The organism is Tepidimonas sp. HKU78 (genome assembly GCF_049860815.1).
Lineage (GTDB): Bacteria > Pseudomonadota > Gammaproteobacteria > Burkholderiales > Burkholderiaceae_C > Tepidimonas.
Window position 1 is genome coordinate 2152823 of the sequence record NZ_CP187547.1, and the last position, 22488, is coordinate 2175310.

Annotated in this window: 20 protein-coding genes; 3 read left to right on the forward strand and 17 right to left on the reverse strand. The window is 67.5% G+C overall.

Annotation, left to right across the window (positions count from 1 at the left end; translation table 11 throughout):
* Nucleotides 1–22 precede the first annotated feature (22 nt).
* From ACPYIS_RS10650 to folD, 3 genes are read left to right on the forward strand one after another with little or no spacing between them, the layout of a single operon-like run.
* Complete coding sequence (locus ACPYIS_RS10650) at nt 23–2593, forward strand: PAS domain-containing sensor histidine kinase (protein WP_424894651.1); 2571 nt, start codon at nt 23–25, stop codon at nt 2591–2593.
* Nucleotides 2593–3219 (forward strand): response regulator transcription factor, encoded by a 627-nt coding sequence (locus ACPYIS_RS10655; protein WP_424859367.1) that lies wholly within the window; start codon nt 2593–2595, stop codon nt 3217–3219. The genes ACPYIS_RS10650 and ACPYIS_RS10655 overlap by 1 nt, the downstream gene beginning before the upstream one ends.
* Before the next feature lie 7 nt (nt 3220–3226).
* Nucleotides 3227–4078, forward strand: coding sequence for a bifunctional methylenetetrahydrofolate dehydrogenase/methenyltetrahydrofolate cyclohydrolase FolD (gene folD / locus ACPYIS_RS10660; protein WP_424894652.1), 852 nt, complete (start codon nt 3227–3229; stop codon nt 4076–4078).
* A 44-nt stretch (nt 4079–4122) separates the two neighbouring features.
* On the opposite strand, the gene ACPYIS_RS10665 is transcribed toward folD, so the two are convergent.
* From ACPYIS_RS10665 to frr, 17 genes are all read right to left on the reverse strand, one after another.
* Nucleotides 4123–4566, reverse strand: a complete 444-nt coding sequence (locus ACPYIS_RS10665) for a DUF4149 domain-containing protein (RefSeq protein WP_424859369.1) — start codon at nt 4564–4566, stop codon at nt 4123–4125.
* Nucleotides 4567–4583: 17 nt separating this feature from the next.
* On the reverse strand, nt 4584–5060 hold the full coding sequence (gene greA / locus ACPYIS_RS10670) for a transcription elongation factor GreA (RefSeq protein WP_424859370.1): 477 nt from the start codon (nt 5058–5060) through the stop codon (nt 4584–4586).
* 109 nt (nt 5061–5169) lie between these two features.
* On the reverse strand, nt 5170–8439 hold the full coding sequence (gene carB, locus ACPYIS_RS10675) for a carbamoyl-phosphate synthase large subunit (RefSeq protein WP_424894653.1): 3270 nt from the start codon (nt 8437–8439) through the stop codon (nt 5170–5172).
* Between the two features lie 3 nt (nt 8440–8442).
* Nucleotides 8443–9612: a glutamine-hydrolyzing carbamoyl-phosphate synthase small subunit gene (carA, locus tag ACPYIS_RS10680; RefSeq protein WP_424859372.1), complete on the reverse strand. Its 1170-nt coding sequence runs from the start codon at nt 9610–9612 to the stop codon at nt 8443–8445.
* Nucleotides 9613–9769: 157 nt separating this feature from the next.
* Nucleotides 9770–10567 carry a TrmH family RNA methyltransferase gene (locus ACPYIS_RS10685; RefSeq protein WP_299023058.1) on the reverse strand — a complete coding sequence of 266 codons (798 nt, stop codon included), beginning with the start codon at nt 10565–10567 and terminating at the stop codon, nt 9770–9772.
* Nucleotides 10564–11217 carry a ribonuclease HII gene (gene rnhB / locus ACPYIS_RS10690; RefSeq protein ID WP_424894654.1) on the reverse strand — a complete coding sequence of 218 codons (654 nt, stop codon included), beginning with the start codon at nt 11215–11217 and terminating at the stop codon, nt 10564–10566. Before rnhB ends, ACPYIS_RS10685 begins: the two co-directional genes overlap by 4 nt.
* Nucleotides 11218–11243: 26 nt before the next feature.
* The gene (lpxB, locus tag ACPYIS_RS10695; protein ID WP_424895250.1) at nt 11244–12386 is read right to left on the reverse strand and encodes a lipid-A-disaccharide synthase; all 1143 of its coding nucleotides are present in this window, start codon (nt 12384–12386) and stop codon (nt 11244–11246) included.
* A 62-nt stretch (nt 12387–12448) separates the two neighbouring features.
* On the reverse strand, nt 12449–13243 hold the full coding sequence (lpxA, locus tag ACPYIS_RS10700) for an acyl-ACP--UDP-N-acetylglucosamine O-acyltransferase (RefSeq protein ID WP_299023060.1): 795 nt from the start codon (nt 13241–13243) through the stop codon (nt 12449–12451).
* Nucleotides 13244–13250: 7 nt separating this feature from the next.
* Nucleotides 13251–13688: a 3-hydroxyacyl-ACP dehydratase FabZ gene (fabZ, locus tag ACPYIS_RS10705; RefSeq protein WP_299023087.1), complete on the reverse strand. Its 438-nt coding sequence runs from the start codon at nt 13686–13688 to the stop codon at nt 13251–13253.
* Nucleotides 13689–13690: 2 nt separating this feature from the next.
* Nucleotides 13691–14758: a UDP-3-O-(3-hydroxymyristoyl)glucosamine N-acyltransferase gene (gene lpxD / locus ACPYIS_RS10710; protein WP_425973560.1), complete on the reverse strand. Its 1068-nt coding sequence runs from the start codon at nt 14756–14758 to the stop codon at nt 13691–13693.
* Nucleotides 14755–15276 (reverse strand): OmpH family outer membrane protein, encoded by a 522-nt coding sequence (locus ACPYIS_RS10715; RefSeq protein ID WP_299023062.1) that lies wholly within the window; start codon nt 15274–15276, stop codon nt 14755–14757. The genes lpxD and ACPYIS_RS10715 overlap by 4 nt, the downstream gene beginning before the upstream one ends.
* Nucleotides 15276–17588 carry an outer membrane protein assembly factor BamA gene (bamA, locus tag ACPYIS_RS10720; RefSeq protein WP_424859376.1) on the reverse strand — a complete coding sequence of 771 codons (2313 nt, stop codon included), beginning with the start codon at nt 17586–17588 and terminating at the stop codon, nt 15276–15278. Before bamA ends, ACPYIS_RS10715 begins: the two co-directional genes overlap by 1 nt.
* 21 nt (nt 17589–17609) lie before the next feature.
* Nucleotides 17610–18971, reverse strand: coding sequence for an RIP metalloprotease RseP (gene rseP, locus ACPYIS_RS10725; protein ID WP_299023064.1), 1362 nt, complete (start codon nt 18969–18971; stop codon nt 17610–17612).
* A 28-nt stretch (nt 18972–18999) separates the two neighbouring features.
* Entirely contained in the window at nt 19000–20211 is a 1212-nt protein-coding gene (locus tag ACPYIS_RS10730) for a 1-deoxy-D-xylulose-5-phosphate reductoisomerase (RefSeq protein ID WP_425973562.1), read from the reverse strand.
* Between the two features lie 54 nt (nt 20212–20265).
* Nucleotides 20266–21108: a phosphatidate cytidylyltransferase gene (locus ACPYIS_RS10735; protein WP_299023068.1), complete on the reverse strand. Its 843-nt coding sequence runs from the start codon at nt 21106–21108 to the stop codon at nt 20266–20268.
* A gap of 22 nt (nt 21109–21130) precedes the next feature.
* A complete protein-coding gene (uppS, locus tag ACPYIS_RS10740; RefSeq protein WP_425973564.1) occupies nt 21131–21898 on the reverse strand; it encodes a polyprenyl diphosphate synthase in 768 nt (255 codons plus the stop codon).
* 15 nt (nt 21899–21913) lie between these two features.
* Nucleotides 21914–22477 (reverse strand): ribosome recycling factor, encoded by a 564-nt coding sequence (frr, locus tag ACPYIS_RS10745; protein WP_314226652.1) that lies wholly within the window; start codon nt 22475–22477, stop codon nt 21914–21916.
* Between the last annotated feature and the right edge of the window lie 11 nt (nt 22478–22488).

Consider the following 22488-nt stretch of genomic DNA (forward strand, 5'->3'; position numbering starts at 1 on the left):
GGGTTTGCCCTAAACTGTCGCCATGGCCGCGAAGGCAACGACGCACGATCGCACTTCAACCCGGCGGTGGTGGCTGGCGCCCCGCCGTTGGTGGGGGCAATGGTGGGACCGCCTGCCCCCCAACCGGCAGGACCAGCTCGCCGTCCTAGGGCCGCTGTTGTCGGTGGTGCTGTTCCTGACGGCCATTTTTACGGCGCTGGTGTACTTCACGCGCGAGGAGGTCAGTCGCGAGCAGGAAGCGGTCGTGCGCGACACCGAATACGCCCAGCAACGCCTGCGCTTGCGGCTGCTGGAGCGCCAGGAACAGCTGATGCGGCTGGCACGCGACATCGCCAACCGAACGTTGGAGGAGACCGAATTCGTCTTCCAGGCCGAAGCCCTGGTGCTGCAACACCCCGAGCTGCTGGCGGTGCACTGGATCGGTCCCTACCGCGAAGTCGTCACCGGTTACACGTCGCCCAGCGCCCCGCCGCACAGCCAGCGCCGGGCGGGCGAGACCCTGCCGCCCCACGACACGGACGGCGCCTTCGAGCTGGCCCGGGATCTGCACCAGCCCATTTATTCACGCCCGCTGAAGTGGTCCGATGGCGGGGCGACCCTGCTGCTCGTCGTGCCGTTCGAGGGACACCGCCGTTTTGGTGGAGCGGTGCTGGCCGAATACTCCATCGAGGCACTGTTGCGCTACGCCATACCGACCGAAGTGCTGGCTCGCTACGCGGTGACATTCGTCGATGAGGAGGGAACGGTATGGGCCGGAACGCCGCTGCCGCCGGTGCGGAATTCGTCGCTGTGGCTGCCCTGGATGGCGCGTGCCCAGCGCCACGAGCTGCCTGTCTCGCCGATTGGCAACAGCCTGCTGGTGCGGGTTGAGGGACTTCGTGTCACGCGTGATGCCGGCAGCGAGGCGTTGTTCTGGATCGTGGGAGCAATGAGCGTGGCCACGATCTGGATGCTGCTGGGCAACATGCGCCACACCCGCCGGCGCCTGCAGGCGCAACGCGCGCTGGTGGCCGAGACGAACTTCCGGCGCGCGATGGAAAACTCGATGCTCACCGGCATGCGCGCGCTCGACCTGGAAGGGCGCATCACCTACGTCAACCGCGCGTTTTGCAGCATGACGGGCTGGAGCGAGGAAGACCTCATCGGCGCCACCGCGCCCTTCCCCTATTGGCCCGAATCGGAACACGAAACCCTCATGGCACGGCTACAAGACGAGATCTCTGGCCGCAATGCCCCCGGCGGCTTCGAGGTCCCCGTCAAGCGCAAGAACGGCAGCATCTTCTATGCGCGCATGTACGTCTCACCGCTGATCGACGCGCAGGGCCGCCAGACGGGCTGGATGACGTCCATGACGGACATCACCGAGGCCAAACGCATCCGCGAGGAACTGACCGCCTCCTACGAGCGCTTCGCGACCGTGCTCGACAGCCTGGACGAGGCAATCTCGGTGGCGCCCCTGCACAGCAGCGAACTCTTGTTTGCCAACCACATCTACCAGCGCTGGTTTGGGACGGGCTCCGCAGGGCATGAGCGCATGTTGGAGTTGTGCGCCTCCGTCCCCGTGCTGCCACCGCAAGACCACTCCGACTTGGTGGACGGCTTGGTAGGCCTGCCTGCCGATGCACTGGTCGAAGCCATTGCGGAGCACACGGAAATCTTCGTGCCGGAACTGGACAAATGGCTGGAGGTGCGCACACGCTACCTGACCTGGGTGGACGGGCGGCTGGTGCAAATGCTCATCGCCAGCGACATCACCGCGCGCCGTCACGCCGAGCAGCAAGCGGCGCTGCAAGCCGAGCGCGCCGAGGCAGCCAGCCGCTTGATCACCATGGGTGAGATGGCCTCCAGCGTCGCGCACGAACTCAACCAACCGCTGACCGCGATCAGCAACTACGCCAGCGGCATGATCGACCGCCTGCAAAAGGGCGCGATGTCGGCGGACGACCTGTTGGGCGCGCTGCAAAAGACAGTGCGTCAGGCGCAGCGGGCGGGCAACATCATCCAGCGCATCCGCGCCTTCGTCAAACGCAGCGAGCCGCACCCAACCCTTTCGGACGTGGCGCAGATGGTGGCCAACGCCACCGAACTGGCCGAAATCGAGCTGCGGCGACACATGGTGCGCCTCAACATCTACGTCGCGGCACGCCTGCCACGCTTGCTGGTGGACCCCATTCTGATCGAGCAAGCGCTCATCAACCTGCTCAAGAACGCCGGCGAGTCGATTCAGTGCGCAAAGCGCCCACCGGGACAGCGCCTGGTCGAACTGCGCGTGGTGCCGCGCACGATAGACGGTCGGGAGACCGTCTCGTTCACGGTGCGTGACAACGGCTGCGGCATCCCGCAAGAGCAGCTCGACCGCATTTTCGAGGCGTTCTACAGCACCAAGGCCGAAGGCATGGGCATCGGCCTGAAGCTGTGCCGCTCGATCATCGAATCGCACCACGGCAGGCTCGCCGCGCGCAACCTCTACAATGGTGCCGAGGTTGCCGGGTGCGAGTTCACCTTTTGGATCCCCGTGCCCACCGAGAACGCGGCGGCAGACAACCCGCCCTCTGCACAGAACAACGAAGCGCAGACGCCCGAAGGACGATGATGAGCCTGATCCCCAAACGCGGAACTGTGTATGTGGTCGATGACGACGAGGCCGTGCGCGATTCACTGCAATGGCTACTCGAGGGCAAGGACTACCGCGTCAAAACCTTCGAATCGGCCGAGGCGTTCCTGGCCCGCTATGACCCGCGCGAGGTTGCCTGCCTGATCGCCGACATCCGCATGGGTGGCATGAGCGGCATGGAACTGCAGGACCGGCTGCTGGAGCGCCATTCGCCGCTGCCCATTTCCTTCATCACTGGGCATGGCGATGTGCCGATGGCGGTCGCGTCCATGAAAAAGGGCGCGCTCGACTTCATCCAAAAGCCCTTCGACGAGCAGCAGCTCATTGCCCTGGTCGAGAAAATGCTCGATGTGGCACGCGAGTCGTTCGCGGTGCATCAGCAGGCCGCCAACCGCGAAGCGCTGCTGGCCAAGCTGACCACGCGGGAATCGCAGGTGCTCGAGCGCATCGTGGCCGGGCGGTTGAACAAGCAGATCGCCGACGACCTCGGCATCAGCATCAAGACGGTGGAGGCGCACCGCGCCAACATCATGGAAAAACTCGGCGCCAACACCGTGGCCGACCTGCTCAAGATCGCGCTGGCGCCCATCCCCCCGAAAGTGTGACGCTCCCATGACCGCTCAACTCATCGACGGTGTGGCGCTGGCGCGCCTGTGGCGCGAGCGCGTGCGCGAACGCACCGTGGCCCTGCAGACTCGCGGCATCCAGCCGGGTCTGGCCGTGATTCTGGTGGGCGACAATCCCGCCAGTCAGGTGTATGTGCGCAACAAGGTCAAAGCGTGCCAGGAAGTGGGCTTCCACTCGGTGCTGGAGACGCACCCCGCCCACCTGAGCGAGGACGCGCTACTGGCACGCGTGCGTGCCCTCAACGCCGACCCGACCATCCATGGCATCCTGGTGCAGCTGCCGCTGCCGCCTCATATCGACGCGCAGCGCGTGATCGAAACCATCGCCCCGGAAAAAGACGTGGACGGCTTTCATGTCGCCAACGCCGGCGCGCTGATGGTGGGTCAACCGGGCTTCTGGCCCTGCACGCCCTATGGCTGCATGAAAATGCTGGAGCACATCGGCTTCGACCCCCGCGGCAAGCACGCGGTGGTCATCGGTCGCAGCAACATCGTGGGCAAGCCCATGGCGCTGATGCTGCTGCACGCGCACGCCACCGTCACCATTTGCCACAGTGCCACGGTGGATCTGGCACAGCACACGCGCCAAGCCGACGTGATCGTGGTCGCCGTGGGCAAGCGGGGCGTGCTGACCGCCGACATGGTCAAACCGGGCGCGGTCGTGATCGACGTCGGTATGAACCGCGACGAAGCCGGCAAGCTATGCGGCGACGTGGATTTCGAGGGCGTGCGCCAGGTTGCGGGGTGGATCACGCCGGTGCCCGGCGGTGTCGGCCCCATGACCATCACCATGCTGCTCGTCAACACGCTACAGGCGGCCGAGCGCGTGGCCACCTGACTGCGTGGGCACCTGCGCCACGGACGGCGCCCCGGGCTGCCCTCTCACCCCTGACCGCGCCGCCCCGCCAGCCACCACAGGCTGCGCAGGGCGCACAGCCACTGCAGCCCCACGAGCAGGCTGCCCAGGCCGTGCCAGAGCGCGAGGTTGGCGCCGGTCTGGCGCGCGGTCAAAATCTTTTGAGCCACGCCAAACTCCTGTACCAGACCAGCCAGTGCCCCCAACAGCAACCAAGGCAGCAGCGCCCAACTGGCGTCGCCCGCTGCACCGCGCCCACGCTGGGCACGCCCCCAAAGCAAAAGCGCCAACGCGGCCGCTACGCTCCAATACGACTGCACCTCAAACAAGCGTGCGGCCATGCCGCCGGCCACTGCGGGGTTGTTGAAGTGGTGAAACAGCAGTGGCACGGCAACGAAACTCAACCCCGTGGTCACCCCCCACCACAGGGCCGCGACCAACAGCGGCCAGCGCTCGTGCCACGCGGCCATTGCCCCCGCACTCCCCGTCATTCGTAGCGCACGGCGACGATCTCGTAGCGCCGCACGCCGTTGGGAGCCTGGACTTCGGCCACGTCGCCCTCTTCCTTGCCAATGAGCGCGCGCGCGATCGGGCTGGAGACGTTGATCAGGCCCAGCTTCAGGTCGGCCTCGTCCTCGCCGACGATCTGGTACGTCACCTGCTCGCCCGTGTCTTCGTCGGCCAGTTCGACGGTGGCGCCAAATACCACGCGGCCGCCGGCATCGAGCGCCGATGGGTCGATCACCTGCGCTGCCGCGAGCTTGCCTTCGATTTCCTTGATGCGGCCCTCGATGAAACCTTGGCGGTCCTTGGCCGCGTCGTACTCGGCGTTTTCGCTCAGGTCGCCTTGCGCCCGCGCCTCCGCGATCGCCTGGATGACGGCGGGTCGCTCCACGGTTTTGAGACGATGCAGCTCTTCCTTGAGCCGCTCGGCCCCGCGTTTGGTCAATGGAATGGTTGGCATGGCGTTCAGGGTTCCAAAAGGCAAACCGCCGAGCGTTGCCGGTCGGCGGTTTGCACTGTACGATGGACGCAATGATAACCGGTTTGACGCGCTGCACCAGCCCCGCCGCTCAGGCCAGCTGCGCGTGGAGCTCGGCCAGGGCGTAGACCGGCAAGTCGTTCATCACCTTCATGCCCTCCACCGCGGCCTCGGCGCCAAAAATCGTGGTGAAGGTCGTCACACGGTGGGCCAGCGACGCGATACGGATGTGGCGCGAGTCGGCGATCGCGTTGCGTCGCTCCTCCACCGTGTTGATGACCATGGCGATCTCGCCGTTTTTGATCATGTCCACGACGTGGGGACGGCCCTCGGTGACCTTGTTGACGACCTCACAGGCGATGCCCGCGGCCTGGATGGCCGCTGCCGTGCCGCGGGTAGCGACCAACTCGAAACCCATGGCGGCCAGCTCGCGTGCGATGGGCACGACGCGCGCCTTGTCCCCCGGCTTGACGGAGAGAAACACGCGCCGCACCGCGTCATCGGGCCGCGGCAATCGCACGCCCGCGGCCAGCTGTGCCTTGACGAACGCCTCGCCAAAGCTGCGCCCCACTCCCATGACCTCGCCAGTGGACTTCATCTCCGGCCCCAGGATGGTGTCCACGCCCGGGAACTTGACGAATGGGAAGACCGCTTCTTTCACGCTGAAGTAGGGCGGCATCACCTCGGCCGTCACGCCTTGCTGGGCCAGCGTCTGCCCCGCCATGCAGCGCGCCGCCACCTTGGCCAGTGCGATGCCGGTGGCCTTGGAGACGAACGGCACCGTGCGGCTGGCGCGGGGGTTGACTTCCAGCACGTAGATCACGTCCTGTTTTCCCCCCAGGCCGTCGTCGACCTCCTGGATGGCAAACTGCACGTTCATCAGGCCCACCACCTGCAACGCCTCGGCCAGCGCCGCGGTCTGGCGCTTGATCTCGGCCACCGTCGCGGCCGACAAGTAGTACGGCGGCAGCGAGCAAGCGGAGTCGCCCGAGTGCACGCCGGCTTGCTCGATGTGCTCCATCACGCCACCGATGAGCACTTGGCCTCTCGCGTCGCGCACGCAATCGACGTCACACTCGATGGCGTCGTTGAGGAAGCGGTCGAGCAAAACCGGCGAGTCGTTGCTGACCTTGACCGCCTCGCGCATGTAGCGCTCCAGATCGCGCGGTTCGTGCACGATCTCCATCGCCCGCCCGCCCAGCACATAACTCGGCCGCACCACCAGCGGGTAGCCCAGCTCGGCCGCTTTGTCCATCGCCTCGGCTTCCGTGCGGGCGGTGGCGTTGGGCGGCTGCTTCAGGCCCAGGCGGTGCAGCATTTGCTGGAAGCGCTCGCGGTCCTCGGCGGCGTCGATCATGTCGGGGGACGTGCCGATGATGGGCACCCCCGCGCGCTCCAGCCCCAGCGCGAGCTTCAGCGGCGTCTGCCCGCCGTACTGCACGATCACCCCCTCGGGCCGCTCCTTGGCCACGATCTCCAGCACGTCCTCCAGCGTCAACGGCTCGAAATACAGCCGATCACTGGTATCGTAGTCGGTGGAGACGGTCTCTGGGTTGCAGTTGACCATGATGGTCTCGAAGCCGTCTTCTCGCAGCGCCAGTGCCGCGTGCACGCAGCAATAGTCGAACTCGATGCCCTGGCCGATGCGGTTCGGCCCACCCCCCAGCACGACGATCTTGCGCCGCTGGCTGGGTTCGGCCTCGCACTCGTCTTCGTAGGTCGAATACAGATAGGCGGTGTGGCTGGCGAACTCGGCCGCACAGGTGTCCACACGCTTGTACACGGGCCGAATGCCCAGCGCGTGGCGGTGCGAGCGCACCGCCTCCTCGGTGCTGGCGAGCAGTTTGGCCAGCCGCCGGTCTGAAAAGCCCTTGCGCTTGAGGGTGCGCAGCGTGGTGGCATCCAGTGCGTCGAGCGCGCGCGCCCCATGCTGCGCGGTGTGGGCATCCAGCGCCAGCTCGATCTGCACGATCTCTTGGATTTGCGCCAAAAACCATGGGTCGATTTTGGTGAAGTGGTGCACTTCCTCGAGCGACCAACCCGCGGCAAACGCATCGCCCACGTACCAGATGCGCTCGGGCCCCGGCTCGCCCAGCTCGCGCTCCAGCGTTTCGCGGTCCTGGGTCTTTTCGTTCATGCCGTCGACGCCCACCTCCAGCCCGCGCAAGGCCTTCTGGAAGCTCTCTTGGAAGGTGCGGCCGATGGCCATCACCTCGCCCACTGACTTCATCTGGGTGGTCAGGCGGTCGTTGGCCTGCGGAAACTTCTCGAACGCAAAGCGCGGGATTTTGGTGACGACGTAGTCGATCGTGGGCTCGAACGACGCCGGCGTGGCGCCGCCGGTGATTTCGTTGCGCAGCTCGTCGAGCGTGTAGCCCACGGCCAGCTTGGCCGCTACCTTGGCGATCGGAAAGCCCGTCGCCTTGGATGCTAGCGCTGAGGAGCGGCTCACGCGCGGGTTCATCTCGATGACGATCATGCGGCCGTCCTTGGGGTTGACCGCAAACTGCACGTTCGAGCCGCCAGTGTCCACCCCGATCTCGCGCAGCACCGCGATCGATGCGTCGCGCATGATCTGATATTCCTTGTCGGTCAGCGTCTGTGCCGGCGCCACCGTGATCGAGTCGCCCGTGTGCACGCCCATGGGGTCGAGGTTTTCGATCGAGCACACGATGATGCAGTTGTCCGACTTGTCGCGCACCACCTCCATCTCGAACTCTTTCCAACCCACGAGCGACTCTTCGATGAGCAGCTCGCTGGTCGGCGAGGCCTCCAGGCCGCGCTTGCAGATGGTCTCGAACTCCTCGGGGTTGTAGGCGATACCGCCGCCCGTGCCCCCCAGGGTGAAACTGGGGCGAATGACGGCTGGAAAGCCCACGGTGCGCTGCACTGCCCACGCCTCCTCCATGCTGTGGGCGATGCCGGAGCGCGCCGACTCCAGCCCGATGCGCGTCATCGCTTCTTTGAACTTGAGGCGGTCTTCGGCCTTGTCGATCGCCTCGGGCGAGGCGCCGATGAGCTCACAGCCGTACTTGTGCAGCACCCCCTGACGCCACAAGTCCAGCGCACAGTTGAGCGCGGTCTGCCCGCCCATGGTGGGCAAGATGGCGTCCGGGCGCTCTTTGGCGATGATTTTTTCCACCGTCTGCCAGGTGATGGGCTCGATGTAGACCGCGTCGGCCGTGGCCGGATCGGTCATGATGGTGGCCGGGTTGCTGTTGATCAGAATGACGCGATAGCCCTCCTCGCGCAGGGCCTTGCAGGCCTGCACGCCGGAGTAGTCGAACTCGCACGCCTGACCGATGACGATTGGCCCGGCGCCGATGATGAGAATGCTGCGAAGGTCGGTACGCTTGGGCATGGGTCAGTTTCCAGCGGCCATGAGGGCGGTGAAACGGTCGAACAGATACGCGATGTCGTGCGGACCGGGCGAGGCTTCGGGGTGGCCCTGGAAGCCGAACGCCGGGCGGTCGGTACGGGCGATGCCCTGCAAGGTGCCGTCGAACAGGCTGACGTGGGTGGCGCGCAGCGTCGCCGGCAGCCGCTCGGCATCGACCGCGAAGCCGTGGTTTTGGCTGGTGATGCTCACGCGCCCGGTGTCGAGGTCCTTGACCGGATGGTTGGCCCCGTGGTGGCCGAACTTCATCTTGAACGTGCGCGCGCCGCTGGCCAGCGCCAAGATCTGATGCCCGAGGCAGATCCCAAACGTCGGCACGCCCGCGTCGACGACGCGCGCAGCGGCGTCGATGGCATAGTCACACGGCTGGGGGTCGCCCGGGCCGTTGGAGAGAAACACCCCGTCGGGCTGCAGCGCCAGCACGTCGGCCGCCGGCGTGCGCGCCGGCACCACGGTGATGCGGCAGCCCCGCTCCGCCAACATGCGCAGGATGTTGCGCTTGACACCAAAGTCATACGCCACGACGTGAAAACGCGGCGCCGTCTGACGCCCGTAGCCGGGCGTGCCATCCGCACGCCGCAGGCGCCATTCGGTTTCGGTCCACTCATAGGGCGCGGCAGTGGTCACCGCCTGCGCGAGGTCCAACCCGGCCATGCTGGGGGCTGAGCGGGCCAGCTCGCACGCCTCCGCCCGCACCGCATCGGTCAGAGGCTGACCGACGGGTAGCGCCACGATCGCGCCATTTTGCGCGCCATGCTCGCGCAGGCGGCGCGTCAGCGCGCGCGTATCGAGCCCGGCCATGGCCACGATGCCCTGCTCGCGCAGGTAGTCCGACAGGCTGCGTTCGGCGCGGAAGTTGGAGGCGAGCAGGGGCAGGTCTTTGATGATCAGGCCGGCGGCTTGCACGGCGCCGGACTCGACATCCTCGGCGTTGACCCCAACGTTGCCAATGTGCGGATACGTGAGGGTCACGATCTGCTGGCGGTAGCTGGGGTCGGTGAGGATTTCCTGATAGCCGGTGATGGCGGTGTTGAACACCACTTCCCCGACGGTGTGCCCGGGCGCGCCGATGGACACACCTTCAAAGACCGTGCCGTCTGCGAGCGCGAGAAGGGCGGGTGCGAAGACGGGAAACACGGACACTCTCTCCAGGATGGTTGACGCGCGCCCGCACCCGCCCGGCCCCGTCCGCTGCAGCAGACATCAGCCCGCTGGCAGGACAGACGCCGAGTGTGCGCGGACGGTCTGGGTAAACTTTTCGATTATAGCCGCCGCGCTAGCGGCCAAGACGGCGTCAACGACGGCTCGCGCACCCCATCGCCGCGACGGCGCTGGCGTGCAGACAGATCGCCGCCGCCGCGGCAACGTTGAGCGATTCTTCGCCACCGGGCTGCGCGATGCGCACCACCAACCCCGCCTGCGCCATGAGATCTGGGGACACGCCCTGCCCTTCATGCCCCAGCAGCCATGCGCACGGCCAGGGTAGCCGCGCGGCGTGCAAAAACTCGCCCTGGTGCGAGCTGGTCGCCAGCAGCGGCACGCCTAGCCCCGCCAGTGCCGACGCCTGCGCGCCTTCGACCAGTTGCAAGGCGAAGTGCGCGCCCATGCCGGCGCGCAGCACTTTCGGTGCCCACAGCGCCACCGTGCCGCGCAACGCCAGCACCTGTCGAAACCCGAAGGCGGCGGCGCTGCGCAGGATGGAGCCCACATTGCCAGGATCTTGCAACCGATCGAGCACCACGGTGGGCAGCCCGGCCGTGACCGCGGCCGGCGCGCCAAGCGGCGCCAAGAACGCCACGGCCGGCGGTGACTCCAGCGGACTGATCCACGCCATCAGCGCATCCGTCACCTCCCACACCGCGACCTGCCGATCCAGCCGACCGGCGGCTTGCTGCGCCCCCACCCAAGCCAAGCCCGCTTGGGTGCACACCACGGTCTCGGGCTGGCGGCCGCGCGCCAGCATCGCGCCGCAGAGATGATCCCCTTCGATCCACACCCGGCCGTCGCGGCGATAGGCAGCGCCGTCAGCCACCAAACGACGCAAGCGTTTGAGGCGCGGGTTGTCGCGCGAAGCGATCGTCTCTACGGTCATACCAGCCCCCGCTCGCGCAGCACCTGCGCCACGGGCGCGAAGCTGCGCCGATGCCACGGCGTGGGCCCCAGCGAGCGCAGCGCCTGCAGGTGCTGCGGCGTGCCGTAGCCGCGGTGGCGGTCGAAGCCATACGCGGGGTAGGCCGCATGCGCTTCGTCCATCACGCGGTCGCGCGTGACCTTGGCCACGATCGATGCCGCGGCAATGGCGGCGACCGTCGCATCGCCGCCGACGATGGCCTCGGCCCGCACGGGCAGCGTGGGCAGCCGGTTGCCATCGACCCTGACCAACTGCGGCCGCAGCCGCAACGCCGCCACCGCGCGCTGCATGGCCGCCAGCGTGGCCTGCAGGATGTTGATCTGGTCGATCTCCTCCACGCTGGCCACGCCCACGCCCACGCTGAGCGCGTGCGCCCAGATGCGGTCGTGCAGCTGCTCACGCTGCGGGGCTGTGAGCGCCTTGGAATCGGCCACGCCTTCGATGGGCACGCTGGGATCCAAAATAACGGCCGCTGCCACCACCGGCCCCGCCAGCGGGCCGCGCCCCGCCTCGTCGACACCGGCGACCAACCCGTCGTCGCCGCCCCAGTCGAGCGTGGCCTGCACCCCGCGCAGCCCCGCCCCAGCGCGGGTCTGGCGTGGCGCTGCCATGGCGCGAGCCCTGGTTTGCACCCGACTCATGCGCCCCCCTTGGCAGCCAGCACGTCAGCGATGGCCGCCTGCGCCAGCCCCACGGTGTCGCGGCGCAGTTCGGCGTGCAGCGCGTCGAAGCGCTGCTGCAGCCGCTCGCGCCGCCGCCGTGCCGGTGCATCCTCGTCCAGCCAAGCCAAGGTTTCGCGTGCCAGCGCCTCAGGCGTGGCCGCGTCTTGCAGCAGCTCGGGCACGACGAATTCGCGCGCCAAAATGTTGGGCAACCCCACCCACGGCTGGCGCATCTGGCGCCGCGTGATCTGCCAGGACAGCCAGTGCATGTGGTAAGCGATGACCATGGGGCGCTTGAACAGCGCCGCCTCCAGGGTGGCCGTGCCACTGGCCACGAGCACCGCATCGCATGCGGCCAGCGCGGTGTGCGAGCCCCCCTGCAGCACCGTCACTGCGGTGGCCACTTCGCTCGCGGCCACGGCCGCCGCGATCGGCGCGTGCAGCGCGGGGACGGCGGGCAGCACGAAGCGCAACCCGGGCCGCGCCTGCCGCATGCGCGCCGCCGCCGACAAAAACCGCGGCAACAGATGCGCCACTTCGGCCCGGCGACTACCCGGCAACAGCGCCACGACCGGGGCGGCGACGTCCAGACCCAGTTGCCGTCGCGCGGCGCTGGCATCGGGGCGCTGCGGGATGACCGCCGCCAACGGATGCCCCACGTAAGTGGCGGCGATACCGTGCTCGGCCAGCAGCGCTGGCTCGAAAGGAAAAATGCACAGCACGTGGTCGCAAGCGCGGCGAATGAGCGTCACGCGCTCGGGCCGCCAGGCCCAGATGGCCGGGGCCACGAAATGCACGGTGGGAATACCCGCCGCGCGCAGGTCGGCCTCCAGCGGCAGGTTGAAATCGGGAGCATCGACCCCGATGAACAGGCGCGGGGGCTGGGCCAGCAAACGCGCACGCAGCTGGCGACGAATCCCCACGATCTCGCGGTAGTGGCGCAGCACCTCGACGTAGCCACGCACGGCCAATCGGTCGCTGGACCACCAGGCCTGAAAACCCTGCGCTTGCATCGCCGCCCCGCCGATGCCGACGGCCCGCCAATGCGGCCAACGGCGATGCAGCCCTTGCAACAACTGGGCCGCGAGCACATCGCCCGAGGCCTCGCCCGCCACCATCGCCAGCTCGGCAGCCTCACCACCGCTGCTCGGCGTGGCCCCATCGGTACCGCTGGCCGCCGTCAACGCACGATCCCTCGCTGCGGATCCACGCCCGCCAAAAAGTCGTGCATCAGCGCCACGTCGGCCACGGCCTCGGGGTGGGTATCCACCAAGGCCTCGATGCGCGCCACCGCCTGCTCCAACGTCAGCCCCTCGCGGTAGAGCGCCTTGTGCATGGCCTTGACGGCGGCGATGCGCTGCGGGCCAAAGCCGCGGCGGCGCAATCCTTCGTAGTTCATCGATCGCGCCTGCGCGGGCTGGCCCTGTGCCATCACGAACGGGGGCACATCGGCAAACAGCAGGGCGCACATCGCGGTCATGGCGTGGGCCCCGATGCGCACGAATTGGTGCACAACCGTAAAACCACCCAAAATGGCCCAGTCGCCCACCTGCACATGGCCAGCCAGTTGGGCGTTGTTGGCAAAAATGGTGTGGTTGCCCACCACGCAGTCGTGCGCCAAGTGCGTGTAGGCCATCATCCAGTTGTCGTTGCCCAGCCGGGTCACGCCGCCGCCTTGCACCGTGCCGATGTGGTAGGTGCTGTATTCGCGGATGGTATTGCGGTCGCCGATCACGAGTTCGCACGGCTCGCCCGCATATTTTTTGTCCTGGCTGGGCAGCCCCAAGCTGACGAAGGGGTAAATGCGGTTGTCGCGCCCCAGCGTCGTGCGCCCCTCCAGCACGCAGTGGGCGCCGATGCGGGTGCCGGCACCGACGCGCACCTGCGGGCCAATGAGGGTGTAGGGGCCAACCTCGACATCGTCGTCCAGCTCGGCCTTGGGGTCGACCAGGGCAGTGGGGTGGATGCGGGCCATGGCCGCCTCAGGCGATGGTGCGCATGGTGCACATGAGCTCGGCCTCGCAGGCGATCTCATCGCCCACGCGGGTCGTTCCCTTGAACTTGAAGATACCGGCCTTCATGCGCTCCAGCGTCACGTCCATGATGAGTTGGTCGCCCGGCTCCACCGGCCGCTTGAAGCGCGCGCCATCGATGCCAGCAAAGTAGTAGACCGTTTTGTCGTCCGGCGTCACGCCCAGCGTCTCGAACGCCAGCAGCGCCGCGGTCTGCGCCAGCGCCTCCAGCATGAGCACGCCAGGGAAAACGGGCCGATGCGGAAAGTGCCCCGTAAACACCGGCTCGTTGATGGTCACGTTTTTCAGCGCCCGGATCGAGACGCCCTTTTGCACCTCCAGCACCCGGTCCACCAGCAGGATCGGGTAGCGGTGTGGCAGTCGTTTGAGGATGTGGTGAATGTCCATGCTCATGTCAAGCGTCGCTCCAGGGCTCTGAGCCGCTCACGCAACCCGTGCAACTGGCGCAGGGTGGCGGCATTTTTTTCCCAGGCGCGATTGTCGTCGATCGGAAAGACCCCGCTGTAGTGGCCCGGCTGCAAAATCGAGCGCATCACCACCGACGCGGCAGAAATATGCACATGGTCGGCCAGCTCCAGGTGCCCCAGCACGATCGCCCCGCCCCCTAGGGTGCAATGGGCACCGATGCGCGCCGAGCCGGCGATGCCGACACAGCCGGCCATGGCGGTGTGGCGGCCCACGCGCACGTTGTGGCCGATCTGGATCAGGTTGTCGAGCTTGACGCCATCTTCCAGCACCGTGTCGCCAAGCGCGCCGCGGTCGATGCAACAGTTGGCGCCGATCTCGACGTCGTCGCCGATGCGCACGGCGCCCAGCTGCTCGATTTTGACCCAAGCCTTGCCGCTGCCATCCGGCAACGGGGCGGGCGCGAAGCCGAAGCCGTCGGCCCCGATGACCGTACCCCCATGGACGATGCCGCGCGCACCGATGCGGCAGTCGTAGCCCAGCACGACCCCGGGCCCCAGGCGCGTGCCCTCCCCCACTGACGCGCGCGCCTGCACCACGGCGTGTGCCCCGATGTGGGCCTCGGCCCGTACCACGGCACCGCTTTCCACCACCGCCATCGGCCCCACGGAGGCGCTGGGGTGCACCTCGGCATCCGGCGCGAGATAGGCCGTCGGATGCACCCCGGACGACTCTGGCCGTGGCTGCACGTGCCGACGCCACCACTGGGTCAGGTGAGCAAACGTCAGATAAGGGTCGGGGCTTGCCCAACAGGCCCAGCCAGACTCGGGCGGATCGGGGCGCGCCATGACGTCGGCCACCAGGTCGGGCGGCGCCAGGATCACCCCGGCGCGCGAGTGCGCCACCGCGCCCCGGTAGCGCGGATGCGCGACGAACGCCAGCGCGTCCTCGGTGGCCTCGGCCAGTGGTGCGATGCGGTGCACCACGCGATCGGCCGCGCCATGCAAAACGCCGCCCAAGGCGGCGTGCAGCGTGCGCAGGGTGGCGCTCACTTGGCGCTGTTCAGGCCATTGATGACCTTGTCCGTGATATCGTGCTTGGGCGCGATGTACACGGCCTCTTGCAAGATGAGGTCGTATTTTTCGGCCTCGGCAATCTGCTTGATGACGCGGTTGGCGCGCTCGATGACTTGCTGCAGCTCCTCGTTGCGGCGCTGCGCCAGGTCTTCCTGAAACTCGCGGCGGCGACGCTGGAAGTCGCGGTCGAGCTCGGCGAGCTGGCGCTGGCGCGCGGCGCGTTGCGACTCGGACAGGGTCGGGGCGTCCTTCTCAAACTTTTCGCTCGCCTGGCGCAGTTGGTTGCCCAGCGCCTCGATCTCGCGCTCGCGACGGGAGAATTCTTGTTCCAGCCGCGTCTGCGCGGCCTTGGCCGCGTTGGAATCGCGCAGGATGCGCTCGGTGCTCACGAAGCCAATCTTGATGTCCTGGGCCAGCGCGGAAGCGGCACTCGCCGCGGCCAGCGCCGCCATCAGCACCCAGCGGGCGCCCCAAGTCCGGGTCGTGTGTTTCATCAGAATGCGGTACCGATCGAGAATTGAATGGATTGCGTCTTGTCGCCGGTCTGCTTACGCACCGGCTTGGCAAAGGCGATTCTAAGCGGGCCGACGGGCGAGATCCAGCTCACGCCGATACCAGCCGAGGCGCGCAAGTCGGAGAGCGTGAACTTCTGTTCAGGCGCGTACACGTTGCCGATATCGAAAAAGCCAAACAGACGCAGCGTGCGGTCGTTGCCAGCGCCGGGGAACGGCGCGATCAGCTCGGTGTTGAGTAGCACCATTTTGGTCCCACCGAGGTAGGCGCGGTCGGCGCTGCCGACGATGGCGCTGGTGCCGCCGAGCGTGCCCGATTCGAACCCGCGCACCGACCCCAAACCGCCGCCGTAGAAATGCTTGAACAATGGCACCGGCTTGCCCCCCAGGCCCTTGGCCCACCCGGCCTCGGCGTTGAAGGCGAGCGTAAATTTCTTGTTCAGCGGCAGGTACTGCTGGTACTGGGCACTGCCCTTGACGTAGCGGGTATCGCCCGCGATACCCAGCTCACCGTTGAGGCGCTTGAGCGTCCCGCGCGATGGCACCAACGCGCTGTCGCGCTCGTCGCGGGCCCAGCCGACCGTGACCGGTACCGACAGCGGGGAGTCGCCAAACTGGGCGATGAAGTCGTTGTACGCCACGGGCATGCGGTTGCCGGGCTCGATCTTGGTCTGCTCGACGCCGATGCCGAAGTAGACCGTATCCGTTTCGGTAAATGGCACGCCAAAGCGGATCGATGCGCCCGGCGTCACGAGCCGGTAGTCGCCATCTTGGGCATCGAACGGCCGCGTGGTGCGGTAGTACACATCGAGCGTGCGCGACACGCCATCGTCGGTGAAGTAAGGGTTGGTCGTGCTGAGCACCAACTGGCGGTTGAACTTGCTGGTGTTGACGTTCAACCCCAGGTAGTTGCCCGTGCCGAACACGTTTTCCTGTTGGATGCCTGCCAGCAGCGAGAGCTTTTCCGACTGCGAGTAACCCGCTCCCACGGTCAGGTTGCCAGTGGGCTTTTCCACCACGGTCATGACCAGATCCACCTGGTCCGGCGCGCCGGGCACCTCCTGCGTGTCGACGCGCACCTCGGTGAAGAAGCCGAGCCGGTCCACCCGGTCGCGTGACAGGCGGATCTTGTCGCTGTCGTACCACGCCGATTCGAGCTGGCGAAACTCGCGCCGGATGACTTCGTCGCGCGTGCGGTTGTTGCCTTCGATCTGGATGCGACGCACATACGCCCGCCGCGAGGGCTGCGCGCGCAGCACGATGGCGACACGGTTTTTCTCGCGGTCGATTTCGGGCACCGCCTCGACCCGGGCGAAGGCGTAGCCAAACGCGCCGAAGAAGTCGGTGAATGCCTTGACGGTCTGCTCGACGTGCTCGGCGTTGTAAGGCTGCCCGGGCTGGATGCGGATGAGCGACTGGAACTCCGCCTCCTTGCCCAGGTAGTCGCCCTCCATGCGCACCGCCGACACCAGGTAGCGCGGCCCCTCGGTGATATTGATCGTGAGGGTAAGCGACGACTTGTCCGGCGACAGCGCGACCTGGGTCGAATCGATGTTGAACTCGAGATAGCCACGCGTCAGGTAGTACGAGCGCAGCGTCTCCAAGTCCGCGTTGAGTTTGGCGCGCGAATAGCGGTCACTCTTGGTGTACCAGCTCAGCCACCCGCCCGTGTCCAGGTCGAACAGGTCGAGCAGCGTTTTCTCGGAAAACGCCTGCGCGCCGACGATGCGGATCTCGCGAATCTTGGTAACGTCACCCTCGACCACGTTGAAATTGAGGTTGACGCGGTTGCGCTCGATCGGCGTGACGGTGGTAGTCACCTGCACCGCATACATGCTGCGGTTGAGGTATTGGCGCTTGAGTTCCTGCTCGGCGCGGTCGGCCAACGACCGGTCGAAGGGCCGCCCCTCGGTCAGCCCGATGTCGCGCAGGGCCTTGCGCAATACGTCCTTGTCGAACTCCTTGATGCCCGTAAAACTGACGTCGGCCACCGTCGGGCGCTCCTCGACGATGACGACCAACACGTCACCGTCGACCTGCAGGCGCACGTCCGAGAACAATCCAAGCCCGAACAGAGCCCGGATCGCGGCAGCGCCTTGCTCGTCCGAGTAGGTGTCACCGACCCGAAACGGCAACGAGGCAAAGACGGTGCCGGGCTCGACCCGCTGCAGCCCCTCGACGCGAATGTCGCGAACGGTGAACGGATTGACGGCCCAGGCCGGCAAGGCAGTGGCCAGCGACGCCAGCAAAACGCCGGCGCGCACGCGCCAAGTGCGCTGTGAGATGGGTTTCATGCGATGCGATCCGGCTCGGGGTCAACCGAGCAATCGGGCAAGGTCGTTGAAGATGGCCAGCGACATCAGGGCGATCAGCACTGCCATACCACCCCGCTGCAGCCGGTCCATCCAAACGTCGGACAGCGGCCGGCCAGCCACCGCTTCCCAAAGATAATACAACAGGTGACCCCCGTCGAGGACGGGCAGCGGCAACAGATTGAGCACGCCCAGGCTGACGCTGACCAACGCCAAGAACGACAAAAACGGTACCCACCCCAAGCTGGCCGAGCGCCCGGCGTAGTCGGCGATCGTCAACGGCCCGCTGAGGTTGCTCAACGACGCCTGCCCGGTCAGCATCTTGCCCATCATTTGCAGCGACAACACCGAAACCTCCGCCGTTCGGCGCAGCCCCTCGCCCAGCGCTTGCAGCGGGCCATGCGAGACCGTCGTCATCGCTGGCGCGGCGCCAATCATGGCCCCCACCCGTCCGACCCAGGCATCGCCCTGACGCTGTGCTTGCGGCGTGACGACGACGTCGATCACCTCGCCCGCACGCTCGATGCGCCAGCGCTGTGGGCGCGCGTTACCGCTGGCATCGACCGCCGCGCGAATGCGCGCACGCAGCTGCTGCGCATCGGCGATCGGCTCACCATCGACGGCCAGCACGCGATCACCCGGGCGCAGCCCGGCCGCAGCGGCGGCGCCGTCGGGCATGACCTCTCCCACCTCGGCGGCAGACCAGGGCGCGACGATGCCGATGCGCTCGAACAGACGCGCATCGACCTCCCGCGCCTGCAGCGTCGACAGCGGCAACCCCACCTCACGGCCAGGGGCATCCGGCGCCTCGGCCAGCCACAGGCGCACGTCGCTGCCGTCGAGCGCCGCCCGGGTCAAGACCCAGCGCACATCCTCGAACGACCGCACGGGCTCGGGCTCCGCGCCCGACAGCGCCGCGGCCGTCACCCATTCACCGCCCCGAATGCCGGCCTGCTCGGCCAAGGACGCCGCCGTCGGGCTGCCCAGCACCGGTTGCGCTTGTGGCACGCCCCACCACGCGACGAACGCGTACAGAACAACGGCCAGCAGCAGGTTGGCGGCTGGCCCGGCGGCCACGATCGCCGCCCGGCGCGCCAACGGCTGCGCGTCGAACGCCAGGTGCCGCTGCGCGGCGGGCACCGGGCCTTCACGCCCGTCGAGCATGCGCACATAGCCGCCCAAGGGCAGCGCGGCCAGCACGAATTCCGTGCCGTGGCGGTTGCGCCATGTCAGCAGCGGTCGGCCAAACCCGATCGAAAACCGCGACACCGGCACGCCGCAGGCCACCGCCATGCGGTAGTGCCCCCACTCGTGCACCGCGATCAGGATGGCAATCGCCACCAGAAACGACAGAAGGGTCAACATGTCAATGTCCGTTGTGCCGCAGAAACCATCAGCCCACCGCCAACGCCTGCACGCGCGCCGCTGCGTGTGCGCGCGCCTCACGGTCGATGGCCAGCAAATCCGCCAACGACTCGGGCTTGGAGGGCACAAACGCCTCCAGCGTTCCGCGGTTGACGTGGTAGATGCGGTCGAAGCGCAGCCGACCCTGCAAAAAGGCATCGACCGCCACCTCGTTGGCAGCGTTGAGGACGGCCGTGGTGCCCGCGGGGGCGCACAAGGCCTCCCAAGCCAGATACAAACCCGGAAAGCGCTGCCGGTCGGCCGGCTCGAAGGTCAGCGCGCCCAGCGTGGCGAAGTCCAGCGCCTCCGCCCCCGATTCGATGCGCTCGGGCCAGCTCAGCCCATACGCGATCGGCACGCGCATGTCGGGCGTGCCCAACTGGGCGACGACGGAGCGGTCGCGAAATTGCACCATCGAGTGCACCACGCTCTGGGGGTGGATGACGACCTCGATCTGCTCGGGCGCAAAACCAAACAGGTACCGGGCCTCGATCACCTCCAGGGCCTTGTTCATCATGGTGGCCGAGTCGACCGAAATCTTGCGCCCCATGACCCAGTTCGGGTGTGCGCAGGCTTCCTCGGGCGTCACCGTCGCCAGCGTTGCCGGATCGCGCTGCCGAAACGGGCCACCGGAGGCGGTCAGCACGATCTTCTCGACCCGCTGCGGCCAGTGCGACGGATCCTCCGGCAACGCCTGAAAAATCGCCGAGTGCTCGCTGTCGATCGGCAGCAGCTGGGCACCGCCACTGCGCACCGCGTCGACGAACAGCTCGCCACCGACGACCAGCGCTTCTTTGTTGGCCAGCAGCAACCGCTTGCCCACGCGCGCAGCCGCCAGGCACGGCGCCAGACCGGCGGCGCCGACGATCGCGGCCATCACGGTATCCACTTCCGGGTGGGCGGCGATCGCCTCCAGCCCCTGCGGCCCTACCAGGGGCTCGGTGGACAGCCCGCGAGCGCGCAGCCCGGACGCCAACGCGGCCCATCCAGCCGCACCAATGACCGCCCAGCGCGGCCGAAAACGCTCGCACAGTTCAAGCAGCGCATCGACTTGCCGCTCGGCGCTCAAGGCCACGACCTCGAAGCGTTGCGGATGGCGCGCCACCACGTCGAGCGTGTGGCTGCCGATGGAGCCGGTGGCGCCAAGGACGGCCAGGCGCTGCCGCTGCGGTGTGCGATCATGGAGCGGATGGGGGGTCATGACGGAAAAGACAGGAAAATCTCCAACGCAGCGCCGCCGCGCGAACGGTCGGCTTCAGGCGGGGCGCGACATCAACAGCGCCATCACCAAGGGCAACACCGGCAACAGGGCATCGACGCGATCGAGCACCCCGCCGTGACCGGGCAACAAACCGCTGGAGTCCTTCACGCCCGCGCTGCGCTTGACCAGCGACTCGAACAAATCGCCCGCGATGCTGGCCGCCGTCAGCACCAGCAGGGCGGGCAACGCCAACCCAACACCCTGCGCCGCCAGCCAGGGATACAGCGCCGCCCCCGCCGGTGGCCAGACGGCCGCCACGGCCGTCCACCCCAGCGCCAGCACCAGAACCGCCAACGCCCCGCTGGCGGCACCTTCCCAACTCTTGCCCGGGCTGATGCGCGGCGCCAGTTTGCGCCGACCGAAGGCCTTGCCGCCGAAATACGCCGCGATGTCTGCCACCCACACCAGCAGCAACGCGCTCAGCAGCATGCCGACGCCGTGCGTGTGCAGACTGACCAGTGCCCACCACGCGGCCGCCAGCGTCAGCCATCCGAAACCCAAGCGCGGCCAACGCGGCCAACGGCCCCAGGCATCCACCCCCTGCCGCAGCGAGACCGCCAACACCAGGCCCCAGGCGGCACTCACCGCCCACCACCACGGCGCCGACCCGGCATGCCCTCCCGTGTGCCACCAGGCGACGCCAAGCACGAAGCCGACGAGCAGCGCGCTGCCCACCGATGCCAGCGTCCCGAGTCCATGCAAGCGCGACCACTCCCAGACGGCGGCGGCCATCAGCACACCCGTGACGAGGGCAAACGGCAGCGGCGCCGGGTAGAACATCGCTGGCAGCAGCACCAGCAGCAACACGACCGCGGTGATGACACGTGGCAGCAGCATGGTCGATCCGGGCAATCGCCACTCACACCGTCGCCGGAGCCGACGCTTGCTGCACCTGCTCGGGCGTGCGCCCGAAGCGGCGCTGTCGCTGCGCGTAATCGGCCAGGGCGCGGTCAAACGCGGCTTCGTCGAACGCCGGCCACAACCGATCGGAAAACACCAGCTCGCTGTAAGCGATCTGCCAGAGCAAAAAATTGCTGATGCGCTGCTCGCCACCGGTGCGGATCACCAAGTCCGGGTCGGGCACGTGCGACAACGCCAAGGCCGACGCCAGCGACGCTTCCGTGATCGACTCGCCTCGGGCGGCCACGGCACGCGCGGCCTGCACGATGTCCCAGCGTCCACCGTAGTTGAAGCAGACATTGAGCACCAAGCGATCGTTACCCGCCGTGCGCCGCTCGGCGTCGGCGATGCCGTCGGCCAGCGCCTGCGGCAGCCCGCTGCGCTCACCCGGCACGTGCAGCCGCACGCCTGCGTCGTGCAGGCGCGGCACTTCCTCCATCAGCGCCTGCACCATCAGGCGCAAAATGCCGCTGACCTCGTCCGCCGGGCGGCTCCAGTTCTCGGACGAAAAGGCAAAAACCGTCAACACCTTCACGCCGCGCTGGATGCACCAGCCCACGACGCGGCGCAGCGTCTCCATGCCCGCGCGGTGCCCGGCGACCCGAGGCAGCAACCGCTGGCGCGCCCAGCGACCGTTGCCATCCATCACGATGGCCACGTGCCCGGGCACCTGGCTGACGGTGACACCGACGCCCTGCCCGGATGGCTTGGCCTGGGAATCGGACATGCGCGTGCCCGCCACTCAAATGGCCATGATGTCCGCCTCTTTCGACGCGACCATCTTGTCCACTTCGGCGATCATGCGATCGGTCAGTTTTTGGATCTCGTCCTGCGCGCGTCGCTCCTCGTCCTCGGACGCGAGCTTGTCCTTGACCAGGCGCTTGACGTGTTCGTTGGCGTCGCGGCGCAGGTTGCGGATCGCCACCTTGGCGTGTTCGCCCTCGGCCTTGACGACCTTGGTCAACTCCTTGCGGCGCTCCTCGGTCATGGGCGGGATGGGCACGCGAATGAGGTCGCCGTGCGACGCCGGGTTGAGCCCCAGGTCCGACTCGCGGATGGCTTTCTCGATCTTGGCGCCCATGCCCTTTTCCCAGGGCGACACCCCGATCGTACGCGCGTCGAGCAACGTCAGGTTGGCGACCTGGCTCAACGGCACCATGCTGCCGTAATACTCCACCTGCACCGTATCCAGCAGCGCCGGGTTGGCGCGGCCCGTGCGCACCTTGGCCAGATTGGCCCGCAGCGCCTCCAGCGACTGCTGCATCTTTTGCTCGGCGGTTTTTTTGATCTCGGGAATGCTGCTCATCGAATGGCCTC

What these genes read in the sequence shown, in the direction of transcription:
- folD (WP_424894652.1), top strand. Translation starts at nt 3,227, where the DNA reads ATGACCGCTCAACTCATCGACGGTGTGGCGCTGGCGCGCCTGTGGCGC.
- frr (WP_314226652.1), bottom strand. Translation starts at nt 22,477, where the DNA reads ATGAGCAGCATTCCCGAGATCAAAAAAACCGCCGAGCAAAAGATGCAG.
- ACPYIS_RS10650 (WP_424894651.1), top strand. Translation starts at nt 23, where the DNA reads ATGGCCGCGAAGGCAACGACGCACGATCGCACTTCAACCCGGCGGTGG.
- ACPYIS_RS10735 (WP_299023068.1), bottom strand. Translation starts at nt 21,108, where the DNA reads ATGCTGCTGCCACGTGTCATCACCGCGGTCGTGTTGCTGCTGGTGCTG.
- rseP (WP_299023064.1), bottom strand. Translation starts at nt 18,971, where the DNA reads ATGTTGACCCTTCTGTCGTTTCTGGTGGCGATTGCCATCCTGATCGCG.
- ACPYIS_RS10655 (WP_424859367.1), top strand. Translation starts at nt 2,593, where the DNA reads ATGAGCCTGATCCCCAAACGCGGAACTGTGTATGTGGTCGATGACGAC.
- fabZ (WP_299023087.1), bottom strand. Translation starts at nt 13,688, where the DNA reads ATGGACATTCACCACATCCTCAAACGACTGCCACACCGCTACCCGATC.
- lpxA (WP_299023060.1), bottom strand. Translation starts at nt 13,243, where the DNA reads ATGGCCCGCATCCACCCCACTGCCCTGGTCGACCCCAAGGCCGAGCTG.
- ACPYIS_RS10685 (WP_299023058.1), bottom strand. Translation starts at nt 10,567, where the DNA reads ATGACCGTAGAGACGATCGCTTCGCGCGACAACCCGCGCCTCAAACGC.
- ACPYIS_RS10715 (WP_299023062.1), bottom strand. Translation starts at nt 15,276, where the DNA reads ATGAAACACACGACCCGGACTTGGGGCGCCCGCTGGGTGCTGATGGCG.
- rnhB (WP_424894654.1), bottom strand. Translation starts at nt 11,217, where the DNA reads ATGGCAGCGCCACGCCAGACCCGCGCTGGGGCGGGGCTGCGCGGGGTG.
- bamA (WP_424859376.1), bottom strand. Translation starts at nt 17,588, where the DNA reads ATGAAACCCATCTCACAGCGCACTTGGCGCGTGCGCGCCGGCGTTTTG.
- lpxB (WP_424895250.1), bottom strand. Translation starts at nt 12,386, where the DNA reads ATGGTGGCGGGCGAGGCCTCGGGCGATGTGCTCGCGGCCCAGTTGTTG.
- ACPYIS_RS10665 (WP_424859369.1), bottom strand. Translation starts at nt 4,566, where the DNA reads ATGGCCGCGTGGCACGAGCGCTGGCCGCTGTTGGTCGCGGCCCTGTGG.
- greA (WP_424859370.1), bottom strand. Translation starts at nt 5,060, where the DNA reads ATGCCAACCATTCCATTGACCAAACGCGGGGCCGAGCGGCTCAAGGAA.
- uppS (WP_425973564.1), bottom strand. Translation starts at nt 21,898, where the DNA reads ATGTCCGATTCCCAGGCCAAGCCATCCGGGCAGGGCGTCGGTGTCACC.
- ACPYIS_RS10730 (WP_425973562.1), bottom strand. Translation starts at nt 20,211, where the DNA reads ATGACCCCCCATCCGCTCCATGATCGCACACCGCAGCGGCAGCGCCTG.
- carB (WP_424894653.1), bottom strand. Translation starts at nt 8,439, where the DNA reads ATGCCCAAGCGTACCGACCTTCGCAGCATTCTCATCATCGGCGCCGGG.